This window comes from Propioniciclava sinopodophylli, assembly GCF_004324755.1.
Taxonomy (GTDB): domain Bacteria; phylum Actinomycetota; class Actinomycetes; order Propionibacteriales; family Propionibacteriaceae; genus Propioniciclava; species Propioniciclava sinopodophylli.
This window is the reverse complement of sequence record NZ_SDMQ01000011.1, coordinates 87,298-103,557: the sequence shown is the minus strand read 5'-3', so window position 1 is coordinate 103,557 and position 16,260 is coordinate 87,298. Positions and strand designations below refer to the sequence as shown.

General features: G+C 71.7%; 15 protein-coding genes. 6 read left to right on the top strand and 9 right to left on the bottom strand.

Going from position 1 to position 16,260, the window contains the following annotated elements; genetic code table 11:
* Positions 1-2: 2 nt before the first annotated feature.
* The 4 genes from ET989_RS11385 to ET989_RS11375 all read right to left on the bottom strand — a co-directional run bounded on the left by ET989_RS11385 (position 3) and on the right by ET989_RS11375 (position 3,255).
* On the bottom strand, positions 3-1,352 hold the full coding sequence (locus ET989_RS11385; protein WP_131169025.1) for a Fic family protein: 1,350 nt from the start codon (positions 1,350-1,352) through the stop codon (positions 3-5).
* 70 nt (positions 1,353-1,422) lie between these two features.
* The gene (locus ET989_RS15290) at positions 1,423-1,683 is read right to left on the bottom strand and encodes a hypothetical protein (RefSeq protein ID WP_206662324.1); all 261 of its coding nucleotides are present in this window, start codon (positions 1,681-1,683) and stop codon (positions 1,423-1,425) included.
* A 16-nt stretch (positions 1,684-1,699) separates the two neighbouring features.
* The gene (locus ET989_RS15285; RefSeq protein ID WP_206662323.1) at positions 1,700-2,116 is read right to left on the bottom strand and encodes a hypothetical protein; all 417 of its coding nucleotides are present in this window, start codon (positions 2,114-2,116) and stop codon (positions 1,700-1,702) included.
* A 152-nt stretch (positions 2,117-2,268) separates the two neighbouring features.
* A complete protein-coding gene (locus ET989_RS11375; RefSeq protein WP_131169023.1) occupies positions 2,269-3,255 on the bottom strand; it encodes an SDR family NAD(P)-dependent oxidoreductase in 987 nt (328 codons plus the stop codon).
* Between the two features lie 106 nt (positions 3,256-3,361).
* Here ET989_RS11375 and ET989_RS11370 point away from each other — a divergent pair, with 106 nt between their 5' ends.
* The 4 genes from ET989_RS11370 (at position 3,362) to ET989_RS11355 (ending at position 8,606) form a co-directional block, all read left to right on the top strand.
* Positions 3,362-4,054 (top strand): TetR/AcrR family transcriptional regulator, encoded by a 693-nt coding sequence (locus ET989_RS11370; RefSeq protein WP_131169021.1) that lies wholly within the window; start codon positions 3,362-3,364, stop codon positions 4,052-4,054.
* 196 nt (positions 4,055-4,250) lie between these two features.
* The gene (locus tag ET989_RS11365; RefSeq protein WP_131169020.1) at positions 4,251-6,143 is read left to right on the top strand and encodes a metallophosphoesterase family protein; all 1,893 of its coding nucleotides are present in this window, start codon (positions 4,251-4,253) and stop codon (positions 6,141-6,143) included.
* A gap of 106 nt (positions 6,144-6,249) precedes the next feature.
* A complete protein-coding gene (locus ET989_RS11360; protein WP_131169018.1) occupies positions 6,250-7,620 on the top strand; it encodes an L-serine ammonia-lyase in 1,371 nt (456 codons plus the stop codon).
* 62 nt (positions 7,621-7,682) lie between these two features.
* Positions 7,683-8,606 carry a hypothetical protein gene (locus ET989_RS11355; RefSeq protein ID WP_131169015.1) on the top strand — a complete coding sequence of 308 codons (924 nt, stop codon included), beginning with the start codon at positions 7,683-7,685 and terminating at the stop codon, positions 8,604-8,606.
* Between the two features lie 15 nt (positions 8,607-8,621).
* On the opposite strand, the gene ET989_RS11350 is transcribed toward ET989_RS11355, so the two are convergent.
* The 5 genes from ET989_RS11350 to ET989_RS11330 all read right to left on the bottom strand — a co-directional run bounded on the left by ET989_RS11350 (position 8,622) and on the right by ET989_RS11330 (position 14,241).
* The gene (locus ET989_RS11350) at positions 8,622-10,616 is read right to left on the bottom strand and encodes a M3 family metallopeptidase (protein WP_131169013.1); all 1,995 of its coding nucleotides are present in this window, start codon (positions 10,614-10,616) and stop codon (positions 8,622-8,624) included.
* Between the two features lie 23 nt (positions 10,617-10,639).
* Positions 10,640-12,163, bottom strand: a complete 1,524-nt coding sequence (locus ET989_RS11345; protein ID WP_165490145.1) for a serine/threonine-protein kinase — start codon at positions 12,161-12,163, stop codon at positions 10,640-10,642.
* 81 nt (positions 12,164-12,244) lie between these two features.
* Positions 12,245-12,985: a phosphotransferase enzyme family protein gene (locus ET989_RS11340; RefSeq protein WP_131169008.1), complete on the bottom strand. Its 741-nt coding sequence runs from the start codon at positions 12,983-12,985 to the stop codon at positions 12,245-12,247.
* Between the two features lie 9 nt (positions 12,986-12,994).
* Positions 12,995-13,726 carry a pirin family protein gene (locus ET989_RS11335; RefSeq protein ID WP_131169006.1) on the bottom strand — a complete coding sequence of 244 codons (732 nt, stop codon included), beginning with the start codon at positions 13,724-13,726 and terminating at the stop codon, positions 12,995-12,997.
* A complete protein-coding gene (locus ET989_RS11330) occupies positions 13,723-14,241 on the bottom strand; it encodes a glycine cleavage system transcriptional repressor (protein ID WP_131169004.1) in 519 nt (172 codons plus the stop codon). The genes ET989_RS11335 and ET989_RS11330 overlap by 4 nt, the downstream gene beginning before the upstream one ends.
* Before the next feature lie 84 nt (positions 14,242-14,325).
* Here ET989_RS11330 and ET989_RS11325 point away from each other — a divergent pair, with 84 nt between their 5' ends.
* Both ET989_RS11325 and ET989_RS11320 read left to right on the top strand, forming a co-directional pair.
* Positions 14,326-14,949: a hypothetical protein gene (locus ET989_RS11325; protein WP_131169002.1), complete on the top strand. Its 624-nt coding sequence runs from the start codon at positions 14,326-14,328 to the stop codon at positions 14,947-14,949.
* On the top strand, positions 14,946-16,136 hold the full coding sequence (locus tag ET989_RS11320; RefSeq protein WP_131169000.1) for an MFS transporter: 1,191 nt from the start codon (positions 14,946-14,948) through the stop codon (positions 16,134-16,136). The genes ET989_RS11325 and ET989_RS11320 overlap by 4 nt, the downstream gene beginning before the upstream one ends.
* Positions 16,137-16,260: the final 124 nt, after the last annotated feature.

The window sequence follows — 16,260 nt, the reverse complement described above, 5'->3', positions numbered from 1 at the left end:
TGTCAATCAACTGTCAACGTATGTGATTTTGACAGTTCGCTGAGGCGCTGGTCGAAGCCCGCGACGGGCTCCCAGACCTGCTGGCGCCCCTCCCGGCGACTGGACAGCAGCCCGAGATCCTCCAACTGCCGAAGGTCGGCTCGCGCCGTGGCGAGCACGACATCGTGACTCGCCCCGTGCGATGCCGCCGTGAACCTCGTGGCGCTGCCCCGGAGCACCCCCTCGACGATGGAGGCCTGCCGATGGTTGATGCCCAACCCGCCCACCGCCTCCCGCGCCACGCGCAGGTCCCGGCCCTTGCGCGCGAGGTACTGGTGGAGTTCGTCGATCGCCCGACGGATGACAGCGACGTGGTGCAGCGCGAAGTACGTAACATCACCGTCGTCCTGTTCGGTGTTGAGGTAGGCCCTGGCGTACTGGGCCGGGGCATCGCGAAGGATCCGCGAGATCGCGACGAATTCGAGCAGCCAGTAGCCGTGCTTGAGCGCCACCCAGTAGAAGAGGGCGCGCGCCGTGCGGCCATTGCCGTCGACGAAGTAGTGGTCGTACCCCACCATGAAGTGCGTGACGATGGCCCGCAGGATCGGATGCAACCACCCCGTGCCGGTGCGACCGTTGGCGAAGTCGCACAGCGCGGCCAACCGGGTCGGGAGTTGCTCGGCCGGCGGAGGCTCGTGCAGCGGTTCGTCGGAGGACACCGACCACACCCCCACCCGCACCTCGCCCGGCAATTGGAGCCGACCGGCGGCCTCCGGGTCGTCGAGCGTGCCCTCGGTCAGGATCGCGTGCACACGACTGACCATCGAAGGGGTGATGTCGTCGTCGACGTGTTCTCGGATGAACTGCATGGCCACGTAGTTGTTCGCGATCATGCGTTCACTCACGGACCTGGGGGAGCGCCCCGTGCGCAGCATCTCCTTCGCCACCCTCTGCGTGGTGACCGCACCCTCCAGCTGGGATGACGTGATGGCTTCCTCCATCAGGGAACTGACGAGATAGCGGTCCCGCGTGCGCTCATTGACCACGAGCTCAGGCATCTCGACGCGACCGCTGGCACGCGCCGTGACGTCGTCCAGCCCCCGGAGCAGGGCATCCGAGAGCACGTAGTTGAAGGGGCGTCCCTCTTGGTCCACCAGGGGGAGGTCCCGGGCCTGCGCCAACCGGCTCATCTTGGTGACAGCCCACCACTGCTCAACCGTAAGACCCTCGGGAGGGGTCTTGTGCCGCAGTTTGTTCCACGGAAGGTACTCCTCCTCCCGGTAGGCCGCCCGCATGGCCTGCGCCACCGTGCGCGGGTCCAGACCCGTCAAGGCGGGCCACGGGTCGGGGGGCTGCTTCGGACGGGACACCATGCCAACACCCTACTGTCAATGAATCAGCAATTGACAGTCAATTGACTATCAATGCTGAGAAGACTGACAATCAGCCACCAGCCACTGCGCGCACCGCGTCGGCCAGCACACCCGGCTGCTGCTCGCGCAGCTCGTAGCGCGCCCGGGTCATGGGCTTGTTCACCGACAGCACGCGGGTGAGGTCGATGGGTGTGCCCGAGACGACCGCGTCGGCGTCGGCCGCGTCGATGGTGGCCTCCAGGTCGCGGATCTGTGCGTCGCCGTAGCCCATCGCCGGCAGGATCCCGCGGGCGTTGGGGTACTTCGCGTAGGTCGCCGCCAGCGACGCCACGGCGTACGGTCGGGGTTCAGCCCGCGCACGGACGCCTCGACCTGGGCGATCGCGTCCTCCGAGGCCACGTCGCACTTGTTGATGATGACCAGGTCGGCCCGCCCGGCAGCACGAAGTCGGCGCCGGCGGCGATGCACCGGCTGGCCAGGTGCATGACGTCGGCGTGCGCGATGTCGGAGTACGAGAAGACGCACTCGTCGACGTGCTCGCGGGCGATGAGCTCCTCGAGGTCGGCCTCGTCCACGATCGGGATGCCCTCGGGGTACCGCCCCCCGGCCAGCTCGGCCGGGTAGCGGCGTCCGGCGATGTCGGGGATCTGGGTGGCGGTGAACGCCACCACCTCACGGGCCGCGTCGTCGCGGTACCGCACGTTGAAGTTGTGGAAGTCGCGGCCCGCCGCGCCAAGGATCACGGTCCTGCGCACACCATTCATGGGAACCCCTCGTGTTCAGCCCGGAACGCCACCCTGCGCCCGGCCCATCCACGCTATCGAGCCGGGACGCCGTGCGCGGCCGGTCCGGCACAACGGCTGAGGACTCCGGCACGCCCATCCTCACGAGGACGCGGGCTCGGCCTGCTGCTGCGCTACCCGCTGAACCGCCGCGCGCCGGCCGGGTCGACGGTTGCCCGCAGCGCGTCCGTCCACTCCGTGGGTCTGAGGCCGAAGCGCTCCTGCGCGGCCGTGGAGTCCAGCACGAAGGGCCGCTCGAACTGGTGCCGGGTCTCGTCCAGCTCGCGGACGAGCGGCACGACCCGGGCTAGGGCCATCACCCACCGGGGCAGGGGCCGCACCACGGCGTCCGCCCCGCCGGCGGCCGCGGCGGCATCGCGCGCCACCTCGCGCTGGCTCCGCGGTTCCGAGGTGGGCACGTGCCACACACGCCCCCAGTCGGGGCCGGCCTGATCGGCCTCCGCCACCGCCACCGCCAGGGCGGCGATGTCGGGCAGGTAGGTCCAGGAGTGGGGTGCGTCGGCGTCCCCCACGGGTGGGCGGGCGACCCTGCCGGACGCCGCGGGCTTGACCACGTACTCGTTCAGGAAGCTCACCCCGGCACCGGCGCCGGGCCCGAAGTAGTCGGAGGCGCGCAGCTCGACGGCCCGCACACGTAAGGCCGTGTGGGCCGCCAGCGCGTCACGCCACATCCCGGCTCGCACTTCGCCCTTGACCCCGTTCGGCGCCACCGGCGTGGACTCGGCCATGGGCGCGTCGACGCGACCGTAACCGTAGAGGTTGCCGATGGTGACAAGCCCGGCACCGGACGCCTCAGCCGCCCCGAGGAACGCGGCGGCCATCGGGGGCCAGGCCGTCGACCACGTCGTGTAGGGCGGGTTGACGGCGTTCACGATGACGGACGCCCCGGCCGCGGCCTGCGCGAGGGCGTCCGCGTCGGCGGCATCGACGACGACGGCCGTCACGCGAGACGCGGCGTCCGAACGCGCGGCCTGCGCCAGCACTTCCGCGCTGGGGCCGGCGCCCCGGCGCGAGGCAAGGGAGACGGTGTGGCCCGCCTCGGCGAGCTGGAGTGCGATGTGCTGGCCGATTCCGCCCGCACCGACGACGAGAGCGTGCATGGGATCCTCCTCGAGAAGTGCGAACACTGTTCGCTTATCTCCAGTGAAGCACCGCCGACCGCAGAAATCAAGAACACTGTTCGCGCTTTCTTGCTAGGGTCCTCCCATGACCGAGCCCGGCGCCCGCGCGCGTAACCGCGCCCAGGTGGCGGCGTCCCTGCTCGAGGCCGGACGCCGCCAGCTCGCCGAGGTGGGCGCCGCCGCACTCTCCGTCCGCGCCGTCGCCCGGGACATGGGGATGGCCCCCTCGGCCCTCTTCCGCTACATCGCCTCGCGCGACGAGCTGCTCACGCTCCTGATCGTCGACGCCTACGACGAGTTGGGCGCCTTCGTCGAACAGGTCGAGGGCGACGTGCCCCGCGCGGACCTGCGCGGCAGGTGGCGCGCCCTGGCCCACGGCGTCCGGGACTGGGCGGTCGCCCACCCCCACGAGTGGGCACTGTTGTTCGGCTCACCCGTCCCCGGCTACGACGCCCCCGGAGACCAGACCAACCCCGCCGGCCAGCGCGCGGCCGCGGTGCTGGCCCGGGTCGGCGCCGACCTCGCCGCCACCGGCGCCGGCCCGGACGCCTTGGGCGACGACGGGGACGTCCTGGCCGCGGCCGCCGTCGCCGTGCTCTCCGACGGCCCCGCCCTGCCCCCCGTGCTGTTCACGCACGGCCTGCTGGCGTGGACGGGGCTGATCGGGGCGGTGAACCTGATCGTGTTCGAGACGCTGGGCCGCGACCTCGCGGAATCGGATGCACTGTTCGCCTACGCCGTCCGCGCCAACGAGACGCTGATCTTCGGCTCCGCCTGAGCCGCCGGTGGGAGATGGCCCCGTGGACGCCGTCGACACCCTCGAACGACTCTGGCCCGCATCCGGCCCCGCTCCACCTCCTGCCTGGGCGCCTGACGACGTTCACCGGGGCGTCGCCTGACGGACGCCTCCGGGTCGCCCGGCTCGGACAGGGTGGGGGGACCACCCTTCCCCAGGCCGACCCCTCAGGAGTGACATGCGTCCCACCCGCCTCATCGCCGCCGTGGCCTCCGTCGCGCTGGCGTCCACCTGCTTCGTGACCCCGGCCGTGGCCGAGACCCCCGCCGCCACGGCCCGCGCGGCCCAGCCCGGCTTCCGCGTCCTGCCCTACCTGCAGAAGCCCGCCGGCGACTCCATGACCATCAACTGGATCTCCGAGCTCGGCACCCCCGGCACGCTCGCGATCACGCCGCAGGCAGGCCCCGACGGCAAGAAGCCCCCGGGCAAGAAGCAGACCCGCACGTTCACCTCGGAGCCCGTCTACCAGGAGATCATGGAGTACTCCGACAGGGAGCTCACCCAGGCGATCGCCGGCCTCGAGCAGGGCAGCTGGCTGCTCGCCAACGAGAACCACAAGCACTCGATCCAGGTCGACCAGCTGAAGCCGGGCACCACCTACGCGTACACGGTCACCCAGGACGGCCGCACCTTCGACGGCGACTTCACCACCGCCCCGAAGAGCAACGACTGGGACGAGCTCCGCATCATCGCGTTCTCCGACTCCGAGACCGAGCCGTACGGCCGCATCGAGCACCGCGAGTGGGAGCTCTCCCAGGTCAACCCGTACACCGAGGGTTCCGACGCCCGCCCCGGCCAGGGCTCGCTGTGGCACCAGACGTTCGGCAGCACCGCGCGCTACGGCCAGTTCACGCTGAAGTACCCGCTGAGCCAGGACATCGCCATGCGCGAGAACATGGCCACCATCGCGAACGCCGACCCCGACCTCATCCTGGTGGCCGGCGACCTCGCCCAGGGCTCGGGCTACCAGCCGGGCTGGGACGAGTTCTTCCGCTACTTCGCCGGCGAGCACGGCACGCTGGCGTCCACCACCCCGCTCATCACCGCGCTGGGCAACTGGGAGACCTACGCCGCCCTCAACGGCGGCTACGGCACGGACGCCGACCGCACCCCGGCGGTCATCTCCCGCAACCGCTACCACGCCTACATGGACACGTGGGGCGACCCGAAGAACCCGCAGTTCAAGGACTCCTACCACCGGGTCGACCACGGCCCCGTGACGATCCTCACGCTCGACTCGACCAACGGCATCCCCGACGAGCGCGTCGGCCAGATGCTGTCCGGCGAGGTCTTCTCCGGCAACGACCTGGCGATGGGGCCGGAGAACATCACCACCGACACCCAGGGCGAGTTCACCGAGGACAGCTACGACGCCGGCTTCGTCGAGCAGTTCGGCGGCACCACCGCCGACTCCGACCTGCCGAACTTCAACCCCGGCACCGAGCAGTGGGCGTGGGCCGAGAAGCAGCTGCGGGACGCCCGCGCCAAGGGCCAGGTCGTCATCGTGCAGTTCCACCACGCGGCCTACTCCAACGGCGTCCACGGCACGCCGCCGAACCGCGCCACCAGCGCCGACAACCAGTCGGGCGTCGCGATGCGCGTCTACACGCCGCTGTTCGAGAAGTACGGGGTGGCCGCGGTCATCTCCGGCCACGACGAGATGTTCGAGCGCTCGTTCGTGGACGACGACGGCGACGGCGTCGGCTTCATGAGCTACGACGTGGGCGTGGCCTCGGACGGCCTGCGCGGCGAGCAGTACGAGCGCGCAGCCGACGGGACGTGGCAGCCGATCCGCTTCAACACCCGCTCGGAGTGGTCGGCCTCTGCCGACGTGCCGGAGACCTGGACGACGGACGCCAACGGCGTCCCGCAACTGACCGATGGGGGCCTGCACTACGGGCACCTGCAGATGGATCTCAGGAAGACGGCCACCGGGTCGGAGCTGACACTGACCCCGGTCTACGTGTTCCCCGTGCTGGATTCGGAGTACGACCTGGTGCGCACCGAGCGCCGCGTCTACGACGACGTGACCACGATGCAGTTCGACAAGAAGGGCCGGGTCATCGGCTGAGCCACGGCGAGGTGGGTTCGCGGGCTGCCGGCGTCTCCGACTGCCGGGCCGGGTGATTCCCCCGAGGGGGTACCCGGGTCCGGGAGCGGCCAGTAGGGTCTGGCGCATGGCCTTGAGCGTCTTCGACCTGTTCTCGATCGGCATCGGGCCCTCGTCGTCCCACACGGTCGGCCCGATGCGAGCCGCGGCCATGTTCCTCGGCGACCTCGGCGACGACCTCGCCAGGGTGGCCCGCGTGCGCTGCGACCTGTACGGCTCGCTCGGCGCCACGGGCCGCGGGCACGGCACCGACAACGCCATCATCCTCGGCCTGCTGGGCGAGCGCCCCGAGACGGTCGACCCTCGCAGCGTCGCCGCCACCGTCCGCACAGCCTGGGACGAGCGGTACCTGGAGCTGGCCGGACGCCACCGCATCGACTTCGACCCGGTCACCGAACTCGTCCTCGACGGCTCCAAGGAGCTCCCCGCTCACCCCAACGGCCTGGAGCTGCGCGCCTGGGACGCCGCCGGCGAACTGCTGGCCGCGTCGACGTTCTACTCGGTGGGCGGCGGCTTCGTCGTTCGGGGGGACGCCGAGGCGTCCGACCCCGTCGTGCCCAACGACGTCGAGGTGCCGCATCCGTACCACACCGCCGAGGACCTGCTCGCGATCTGCGAGCACACGGGGCTGTCCATCGCGAGCGTCGCGCTGGAGAACGAGCTCGCCATGGGGCGCACGAAGGAGGAGGTCGAGGAGGGCCTGCTCGCGATCTGGGCGGTCATGCAGGAGTGCGTTCGCAACGGCGCCGCGACCGAGGGACGCCTCCCCGGCGGCCTGCGCGTCCTGCGCCGCGCCCCGGCCCTGCACACCAAGCTCGTCAGCGAGGGCGTCTCGGACGACCCGCTCCGCGGCATGGACTGGATCACCTTCTACGCACTCGCCGTGAACGAGGAGAACGCCGCCGGGGGGCGCGTGGTGACGGCGCCGACGAACGGGGCCGCGGGCATCATCCCGGCCGTCCTGCACTACTACTGGAACTTCATCCCGGGCGCGAACGGCGCCGGGGTGGTGAAGTTCCTGCTCACCGCCGGTGCCATCGGCATGATCTTCAAGAACACGGCGTCCATCTCCGGCGCCGAGGTGGGCTGCCAGGGCGAGGTGGGGTCGGCCTGCTCGATGGCAGCAGGCGGTCTGGCCGCGATCCTGGGCGGCACGCCGGAGCAGGTGGAGAACGCCGCCGAGATCGGCATGGAACACAATCTGGGCCTCACCTGCGACCCTGTCGGCGGGCTCGTGCAGATCCCCTGCATCGAGCGCAACGCCATCGCGGCGGTCAAGGCGATCGCGGCCGCCCGGACGGCGCTGCGCGGCGACGGGTCGCACATCGTGAGCCTCGACAACGTCATCAAGACCATGCGCGACACCGGGGCTGACATGAAGGCCAAGTACAAGGAAACGGCCCTCGGCGGCCTCGCCGTCAACGTCATCGAGTGCTGAGGGGGAGTCCTCCCCCAGCGTGGCCTCACCAAAACCCCCTCTGATACGGCACCATGGGGACCGTGGAACGGCTGATCGAGGGCACCCCCGGCGAAGAGGCCGCTGTCTGGGTACAGGACAGGGGTGGGGGTCCACTGCGCCTGCGTGGCCATGTCGTGATCGAGGACTTGGGCGGCGTGCTCACCTCGATCTCGTCCCGTACCGGGGCCAACGGCCCGCTCAACCCCGTGACGCAGTACATGCTCTCCCGGGCGGCGAATCACCTGGCCGACCGGCTGATCGACGACGCGGGGCCCACCAAGGATGGCCGCGACTCCGTGCCGCGCATCCTCTCCAGCGCGCTCGGTCACCAGCCGTTCGTTGAGTCGGTGCTCGAGATGAGCCAGCACCAGATGCTGCGCCGCTGGCCGCTGGCCACCGACTGGTACACCGACGTCATCAACTACGTGATGCGCCCGTCCCGCTTCGACCCGAAGTTCGAGGGCCTGGTGGCGGACATCGGCCAGAAGACGGCCGCGCCGCTGGGCGAGTTCGTCCGTTCGTTCACGCGCGAGGCGTACACGTTCTCCGACAACACCAAGACCGTGCGGGTGGCCGAGGCGCTGCAGGCGCTGTGGCCCGACTACGCCCCCGTGCGGAATGCGATGGGGCAGTACCGCCAGCACGTGCTGGAACGCTACATCCCGGTCTACCGGGCCGCGCTGCAGGCGTACGGCCTGGTGGCGCGCCCGGGCATGGACATCCAGACGATCGGGTGGGCGTTCAACGCGCTGCACGTCCGGGAGGCCCTGGAGTTCCTGGCCGGGCAGACGACGACGCACACCACCCCCGACGGCATCGAGTGGTCGATGACGGCGTGGACGGTTGTGCTCATCATCGCCGGCGCGGTGACCGACGAGGAGGGCAACACCTTCCACCCGATGGAGCTCTCCGAGCGCCTGCCCATCCGGCCGTTCCCGACGATCGAGCCGCTGCTGGCGCTCTGAGCCCGGCCCGCCGCTTCAGTCGGCCAGGCCGAGGCGCTCGAGCAGCGGGCCGACCTCGGGGTCGCGGCCGCGGAAGGAACGGTAGGTCTCCAGCGGGTCCACCGAACCGCCGGGCGCGAGCAGCGTCCGGCGGAAGTGGTCGCCGTTCTCCCGGGTGCCCCCGCCGTTCTCCTCGAACCAGGCCACCGCGTCGGCGTCCATCACCTCGGACCACTTGTAGCCGTAGTAGCCCGCCGCGTACCCGCCGCCCCAGATGTGGCTGAAGTACGTCGAGCGGTAGCGCGGCGGCACGAGCGCCTCGTCGACGCCCCAGGACGCCAGCGCGCGCGCCTCGAAGTCCTCGACCTCGTCGCCGCTGGTCGGCAGCGACCCCAGCGGGGTGGTGTGCCAGCTCTGGTCGAGCAGGGTTGAGGCCATCAGCTCCAGCGTCCCGGCGCCCTGGTTGAAACGCGAGGCGTCCTTGAGCCTGGTGATCCACTCCTCGGGCAGGACGCGCCCGGGCGTCCAGGCCCAGTGCTCGTTGACCTGCGAGGGGAACTCGACGAAGTCGCGCGGCGTCGAGGTGCCAGCGCGGCTCGGGTAGCGGCTGTCGGCGAACAGGCCGTGCAGGGCGTGGCCGAACTCGTGGAACATCGTGATGACGCCGTCCCAGCTGATGGTGGTCGTGGAGCGCGTGTAGTTGCAGTTGTTGGTGACGACCGGCAGCTGGCGGGTGAGGTGGTTGCCGTCGACGAGGTTGGTCATCCAGGCGCCGCCGTTCTTGTTGGGGCGGGCCCAGAAGTCCATCACGAACAGGCCGACGGGGGTGCCGTCGGCGTCGTGCACCTCGTAGACGTCGGCGTCCGGGGTGTGGCCGACCAGATCGGTGCGGTGTGTGAACGTGATGCCGTACAGCTCGTTCGCCGCGGCGTACGTGGCTTCGAGGACGGCGTTGACGTCGAGGAACTCCTCCACGTCGGACTCCTCGAACGCGAACCTCTCGCGGCGGACGATCTCGGCGAGGTACTCCCAGTCCCAGGGCTCGAGGGTGGCATCAGGGTCGTTCTCGGCGAGCTTGGCGGCGAGGGTGTCGGCGTCCGCGCGGGCCTGAGCGGCGGCGGCGGGGCCGAGCGGCGCCACCAGCGCGAGGACGGCGTCCGTCGTCTTGGCGCACGCCGACTCGGCGACCAGCGCGGCGTGGTGCTCGTAGCCCAGCAGGGCCGCGCGCTCGGCGCGGGCGCGGGCGATGTCGACGATGAGCTGGCGGGTGTCGTGCGCTCCGCCGAGACCGCGGTTCACGGACGCCTCGAACAGCCGCTTCCGCAGGCCTCGGTCGTGCAGCTTGGTCATCAGCGGCTGCTGGGTGGTGTTGACGAGCTCGATGCGCCAGGTGCCGTCCTCGGCGGCGAGTCCGTCGACCTCGGCGTCGGTGAGCCCGTCGAGCTCGGCTCGGTCGGTGACGACGACGGCGCCGGCGACGCGGCCCTCGCGGTTGGCCTTCTCGAAGGCGGTGCCGAGCTCGGCCAGGCGCTGGTTGAGCGCGCGGAGGCGCTGCTGGTCGTCCTCCCCCAGGGAGACGCCGGAGCGGTTGAACTGGCGCAGGAGCTCGCCGAGCAGCCAGGAGTCCTCGGCGTCCAGCTCGACCTCGCCCGCGGCCTCGCGCGTGGCGAGCTCGGTGAGCCGATCGAAGAGCGCCCGGTCGAGGAAGATCGCGTCGGTGTGGGTGGCGTGCTTGGGGGCCAGGTCGGCGTAGATCGCGTCGATCTCGTCGTTGGTGTCGGCCCACAGCACGGACGCGAAGGGCAGGTAGGCGCGGTTGAGCAGCTCGCCCGAGCGCTCCCACGCGTGCAGGACGTTCTCGACCGTCGCCGGCTCGGGGTCGGACGCCAGCGCCCGCAGGTTCTCCAGCTGCTCGGCCATGCCGGCCTCGAACGCCTCGCGGTAGTGCTCGGGGCGCAGGTTCGCGAAGTCGGGGAGCTGGTAGGGCAGGTGCGAACGTTCCGCGAGCGGGTTCGTGGCAGGCAGCGTCATGCGCCCAACCTACCGCCGAGGGCTCAGAGGGCGGCGCGGACGGCCGAGAGGGCCAACCGGATGGCGCCGGCCTCCAGGGGGTTCAGCTCGCCCTTCTCGCGCTGCTTGTCGATCTCCTCCGCCATCTGGTCCAGGGCCGCGCCCGGATCGATGCCGTCGGCGACGTCGTCGCGGCTGGACTCCCACGCCTTGGTGAGCGCCTTGGCCGCCTTGGAGTCGGCCGGCAGGGCCGCGAGTGCGGCGTCCACCCCGGCCAGGGCGGTGCGGAGGGCGACCTCCTCGCCCGAGGGGAGCGTCGGCAGGGTGATCGGCAGGCTCGGCAGCGCGACCGGAGGCCGGCTGGCGGGCGGTTCGGTGGCGGGGGCGGTCGGGCGGCGGGGCGCGGTGGTGGGCTCGGCGTCCCGCGTCGGCTGGGCGGACGCCCCGGGCACGGCCGAGGCGGGGGTCGCGGCGGCAACGCCGCGGAACATCTGGGAACCGATCGCCCACGCGGCCATGAACACCAGGATCGCGACGATGATCACCCCGAGCCACAGGGCAGCGGTGCGGAAGCCGTCGCCGGGCGGGCGCGACGGGGGTACCCGGCGCGGGGGGATGGCCTCCGCGCGGGTCGGGGCCGGGAGCGCGGACGTGGCGGCGGGCAGCACCGCGGTGGCCGCCGGCGCGACGACGGCGGCACCCGCGGCGGCCACAGCGGCGGGCAGGATCGTCGTGCGGGCGCTGCGCGGATCCTCGGCGAGCTGCGCCAGCGCCTGGCTGACGACGGCGGCGGTGGGGCGGGCGAGGGGGTCCTTGGCCAGCATGCGGCTGACCAGGTCGTCCAGCGCCGGGGAGATGCCCGGACGCCGCGACCGCACCGACACCGCCGGCTCGGTCACGTGCCGCTGCGCCACCTGGATCGGGTTGTCGCCGCCGTACGGGGGGTGTCCGGTCAGCATCGCCACCAGGACGCCGCCCAGGGCGTACACGTCGGACGCCGCCGTCGCGCGCCGCCCCTGCGCCTGCTCCGGAGACATGTAGGCCGCGGTGCCGAGCGTGGTGGCGGGGGCGGTGAGGTGGGCCTCGGCGTCCAACTGGACGAGCGCGATGCCGAAGTCGAGCAGCTTCACCGCGTCGCCGTCGACCATGATGTTGGCGGGCTTGATGTCGCGGTGGACGACGCCGATGGCGTGGGTGGCGACCAGGGCGGAGGCCACCGGGCGGGCGATCGCGATGGCGCGCGCCTCAGGCAGCGGCCCGGAGTCGCGGATGATCGTTGACAGGGCCTGGCCGCTGAGCAGCTCCATGACGAGCCAGGCCTCGCGCGCGTCCGAGCCGGCGTCGAAGATGGTGACGATGTTGCGGTGGTTGAGCTGGGCGGTGGCGATCGCCTCACGGTGGAAGCGGTCGGCGACCGAGGTGTCCGTGGTCTGGGTGAGGTCGACGACCTTGACCGCGACGTCGCGCCGCAGCCGCTCGTCGCGGGCGCGGTAGACCTTGCCCATCGCCCCGCGTCCCAGCGGGGCCGTGAGGCGGTAGCGACCGCCGACCTGTTGCCCCCATTCCATGCCGCCCATCGTAGGTTCGCCTGCTGAGGAGCACATGAGACGACGGGCGGGGTTTCTCATCGGCCCGCCGCGGGTGAGGCCTCAGCCCAGCAGGCCGGCCAGGTAGGCGGCGTCCTTGGAGTAGTTCTCCGCGTCCAGCAGCAGTTTGTCGTTCTTGCGGGCGAGACCGTGCGAGTGGGTGAAGGCGGCCAGGTGCTCCAGCCGCTCCACGATCACCGACAGCAGCTCGGGGACGGTGGCGTCCGTGCCGTAGGACCTCAGCAGCAGCTCCAGGCGGGAGCCGAGGTCGATGGGCAGGTCGGGGGCGTCGGGGTTGGTGGGACGCATCAGCGGCACGGCGCGGTAGGCGAGGTAGGCCAGGTCCCACAGCCGCGGGCCGGGGGCGGCGAAGTCCCAGTCGATGACGCCGACGAGTTCCTGGTCGCGGAACACCATGTTGTAGGGCGCGAAGTCGTTGTGGCAGATGACCTCGGCGGGCTTGTGCGGGGCGGTGCGCCAGTGCGGGTCGGGGTCGGTGTAGCCCTCGGTGGCGTCGTGGAGCTTGCGGAGCCACTTGGCCGACCGCTTGAGGGTGGCGTCGCTGTAGACCCACTCGGGCAGCGGGTAGGTGGGCACCTTGCCCTTGAGGTAGGAGAGCGCCTCGCGGCCGTCCTTCGTCCACCCCTGGGGCTCGGGGACCCAGTCGAGGCCCTGGTCGCGCAGGTGGGCCAGCAGGCGCTGGATGGTCGGTGTCCACGGGCCGGCCTCGCGCAACACCTGGTCACCCAGGCGCGAGACCTCCGTCATGGTGCTCCCCTCGAGGGGCCGCTCGGGCTTGGCCATGCGCCCAGCCTAACCCGGTTCAGTACCAGAAGAGCGGGACGGGGCGGCGAGCGCGGCGCCGCCGAGCAGGAGGCCCCGCACGACGTGACCGGCGTCCGCCGCCGCGCCGACCGCGAACTCGCCGCTGACGATCGCCGCACGGCCGGCGGGCACCTCGACGTCGCCGACGCGCAGCGCCGCGCCCTCGGCGATGACGACGTACTCCCAGCCGTCCTCGACCGGCACGACGAGCGGGTCGTCGGAGGCGAACCGCACCTCACAGGCCAGCGCGGGCAGGTGCGTGGCGACCGGCGAGTCCTCGAAGCCAAACTCGCCGACGATGATGGCGACCTCGTGGTCGCCGACGCGGACTGGCTCGGGCCAGAACTCCTCCACAGACGGCGTCAGGTCGGACGCCCCGGGCGCGGCCAGGCGCAGGGCCACGCCGGTGACCGGCTCGCCGCCGACGGAGGCCTGGGCGACCTCGACGCCGGCGCCTGCGGTCACGACCACCGCCTGGCCGGGGCCGTAGGTCGTGTCCGATCCGGTGGAGTCGGTGTGGCGCAGGTGCCCGGAGAACAGCCAGGTCAGCGACTGGGTGTTCGCCTGCCTGCGCGCCGGCTGCTGGAGGACGGCCGGGCCGAACCAGTCGACGTACGTCCACGGTCCGACTGCCGCGACGTCATCGGCGGGCACCAGCCGCAGGATCGGGACGCCGCCCACCGTCGTGGTGGCGGGCTGGACGACGCGGACCGAGGTCACTCCCCCAGGTCCTCGACAGTGATGTCCACCATCAGCTCCATGGCGAGGCGCTCGAGGGCAGAACGCAGGGCGTCCGCATCGGTTCCGGCGGTGACGGGGACGACCATGTGCGCCTCGAAGAGGCGACCGCCGGCCATCGGAGCGTCATAGGAACCCGTCTCGAGCTCCTCAATGGAGAGGCCGTGCTCGGTGAAGACCGCGGAGAGCTCCTTGACCAGGCCAGGGCGGTCGTTGCCGAGCAGCTCGACCGTGAGGCGGCTGTCGGGCTCGTCGGCAGCATGTGCGTCCGCGTCGTGGACGACGATGGTGAGCCCGTCGAGGGCGTCCAGGCCGGCGCGGAAGGCGTCCGCGCGGTCGTCGGGAAGCGTCACGACGACGATGCCGGCGAAGGCACCGGCGAGTTCGGCCATCTGGCTGCGCTCCCAGTTGCCGTCGTGGGCGGCCGCGACCTCCGCGAGCGCGTTGACGATGCCGGACCGGTCGTCGCCGATCACCGTGAGCACGAGGGTGGTCATGCCGCCACGCTACCGGGCCGGTGCGCGCGGCAACAGGTGGCGTCCGATGCGGGTGCACGGGCGCCGGGCACGTACGCTGCTCGGGTGGATCTCGTCGTGCTGTGGGGTTGGGCCTGCGCCGTCGCGGGGACGGCCCTGTCCGTGCCCCAGGTGGTGCGGCTGCTGTCCACGGGCACGAGCGCCGGCGTCAGCCCGCTGCTGTGGCAGCTCAACGTCGCCAACGGCATCGGCTGGACGGCGCACGGTCTCGCGTCGGGGCACGCGAACGTGGTCGTCCCGAACTCCCTGAGCGGGCTGCTCGCCGCCCTGGTGCTCCTGCTCGTCCAGCGCGACCGGCGGCTGCCCGTGCTGCGCACCTGGCTGCTGCCGCTGGCGGTCGGCCTGCTCGGCGTGCTCGTCGTGGCCGTCGCCCCTGAGGGCGGTTTCGGGGTGTTCGCCGTGTTCCCGCTGGCCATCGGCTTCGGCGCGCAGACGCGCGACCTGGTCAGCTCGCCCGACATCGACGGCGTCTCGCCGGTGTTCGTGGTGGGGGCCCTCGTCGTCCAGGCGATGTGGTGGTCGTGGGCGTTCCTGGTCGGCGACCTGTCGATCCTGATCTGCGCCACGGTGATCGGGCTGGTGTGCGCGCTCAACGTGGCGCTGTGGCTGCTGCGCCGGTCCGGACGCCTGCGCCCCCGCGCCCGCCCGCAGGTGGCGGAGGCGGCATGACGGACGCCCCCGTGCGGGAGCGCGTGCCCATCCCCCGCGAGATCTGGGTGATGGTCGTGGCGGCCTTCGTCATCGCCCTCGGCTTCGGCATCGTCGCGCCGATCCTGCCCCAGTACGCGGCCAGCTTCGACGTGGGCCTGACCGCGGCGTCCGCCATCGTGACGGTGTTCGCGCTGGCCCGGATGGCCTTCGCCCCCGCCGCCGGTTCGCTGATCGGGAAGTTCGGCGAGCGGTGGATGTACATCGCCGGCCTCGCCGTCGTCGCGGCCAGCTCGTTCCTGTGCGCGATCGCCGTCGGCTACTGGGACCTGCTGCTGTCGCGCGGCCTGGGCGGCATCGGGTCGGTGACCTTCACGGTCTCATCGATGGGCCTGATGGTGCGGCTCTCCCCGCCCCAGGCGCGCGGGCGAACGTCGGCGCTGTACGGGTCGGCGTTCCTGCTGGGCAATGTCATCGGCCCGGTGCTGGGCACGTTCCTGGCGTTCCTGGGCTTCCGGGTCGCATTCCTGATCTACGGCGGCGCGGTCGTGCTCGCGCTGCTGGTGGTGCTGCTGTTCCTGCGCGACCAGCCCCGAGGCACGTCCGTCTCCGATGCGCGCCCCCGGCTCACGCTGGCCGAGGCGCTGCGCAACCCCGACTTCCGCGCCCTGCTGGTGACCGGCTTCGCCAACGGCGGCGCGACCTTCGGCGTCCGCATCGCGCTGGTCCCGCTGATGGCGGCCGCCATCCCGACCATCGGTGCGCCCATGGCCGGCATCGCGCTGACGCTGATGGCCGTCGGCAACGTGATCGCCCAACAGTTCACAGGGCGGTTCGTGGACGCCGTGGGGCGCCGCCCGGTGCTGATGACCGGCCTGCTCGTGGCCGGACTGACCACGCTCGTGTTCGGGTGGTCGATGTCGATCCCGGTGTACCTGGGCTTGTCGCTGCTGACCGGCGTCGGGGCGGCGATGATCCAGCCTGCCTCCCAGGCGCTGCTGGCCGACATCATCGGCAACGATCGCAACGGCGGCCCGGCGCTGTCGGCGTTCTCGATGTCCACCGACCTGGGCTCGATCTTCGGAACCCTGATCGCCGGGGCCATCGCCGACCTGCTGGGCTTCGGCTGGGCCTTCGCCTTCACCGGCATCATGCTGCTGCTCGCCATCACGCCTTGGCTGCTGGTCTCGCGGGCCGCCCGCGCCTGAGCGCGCCCCTCACCCCGCGCCGACAGCCCCGGGTTCCAGCGCCGACAGCCCCGGGTTCCAGCGCCGGGAGCCCCGGGTTCCTGCGCCGAGAGCCCCGGGTTCCAGCGCCGACAGCCCCGGGTAG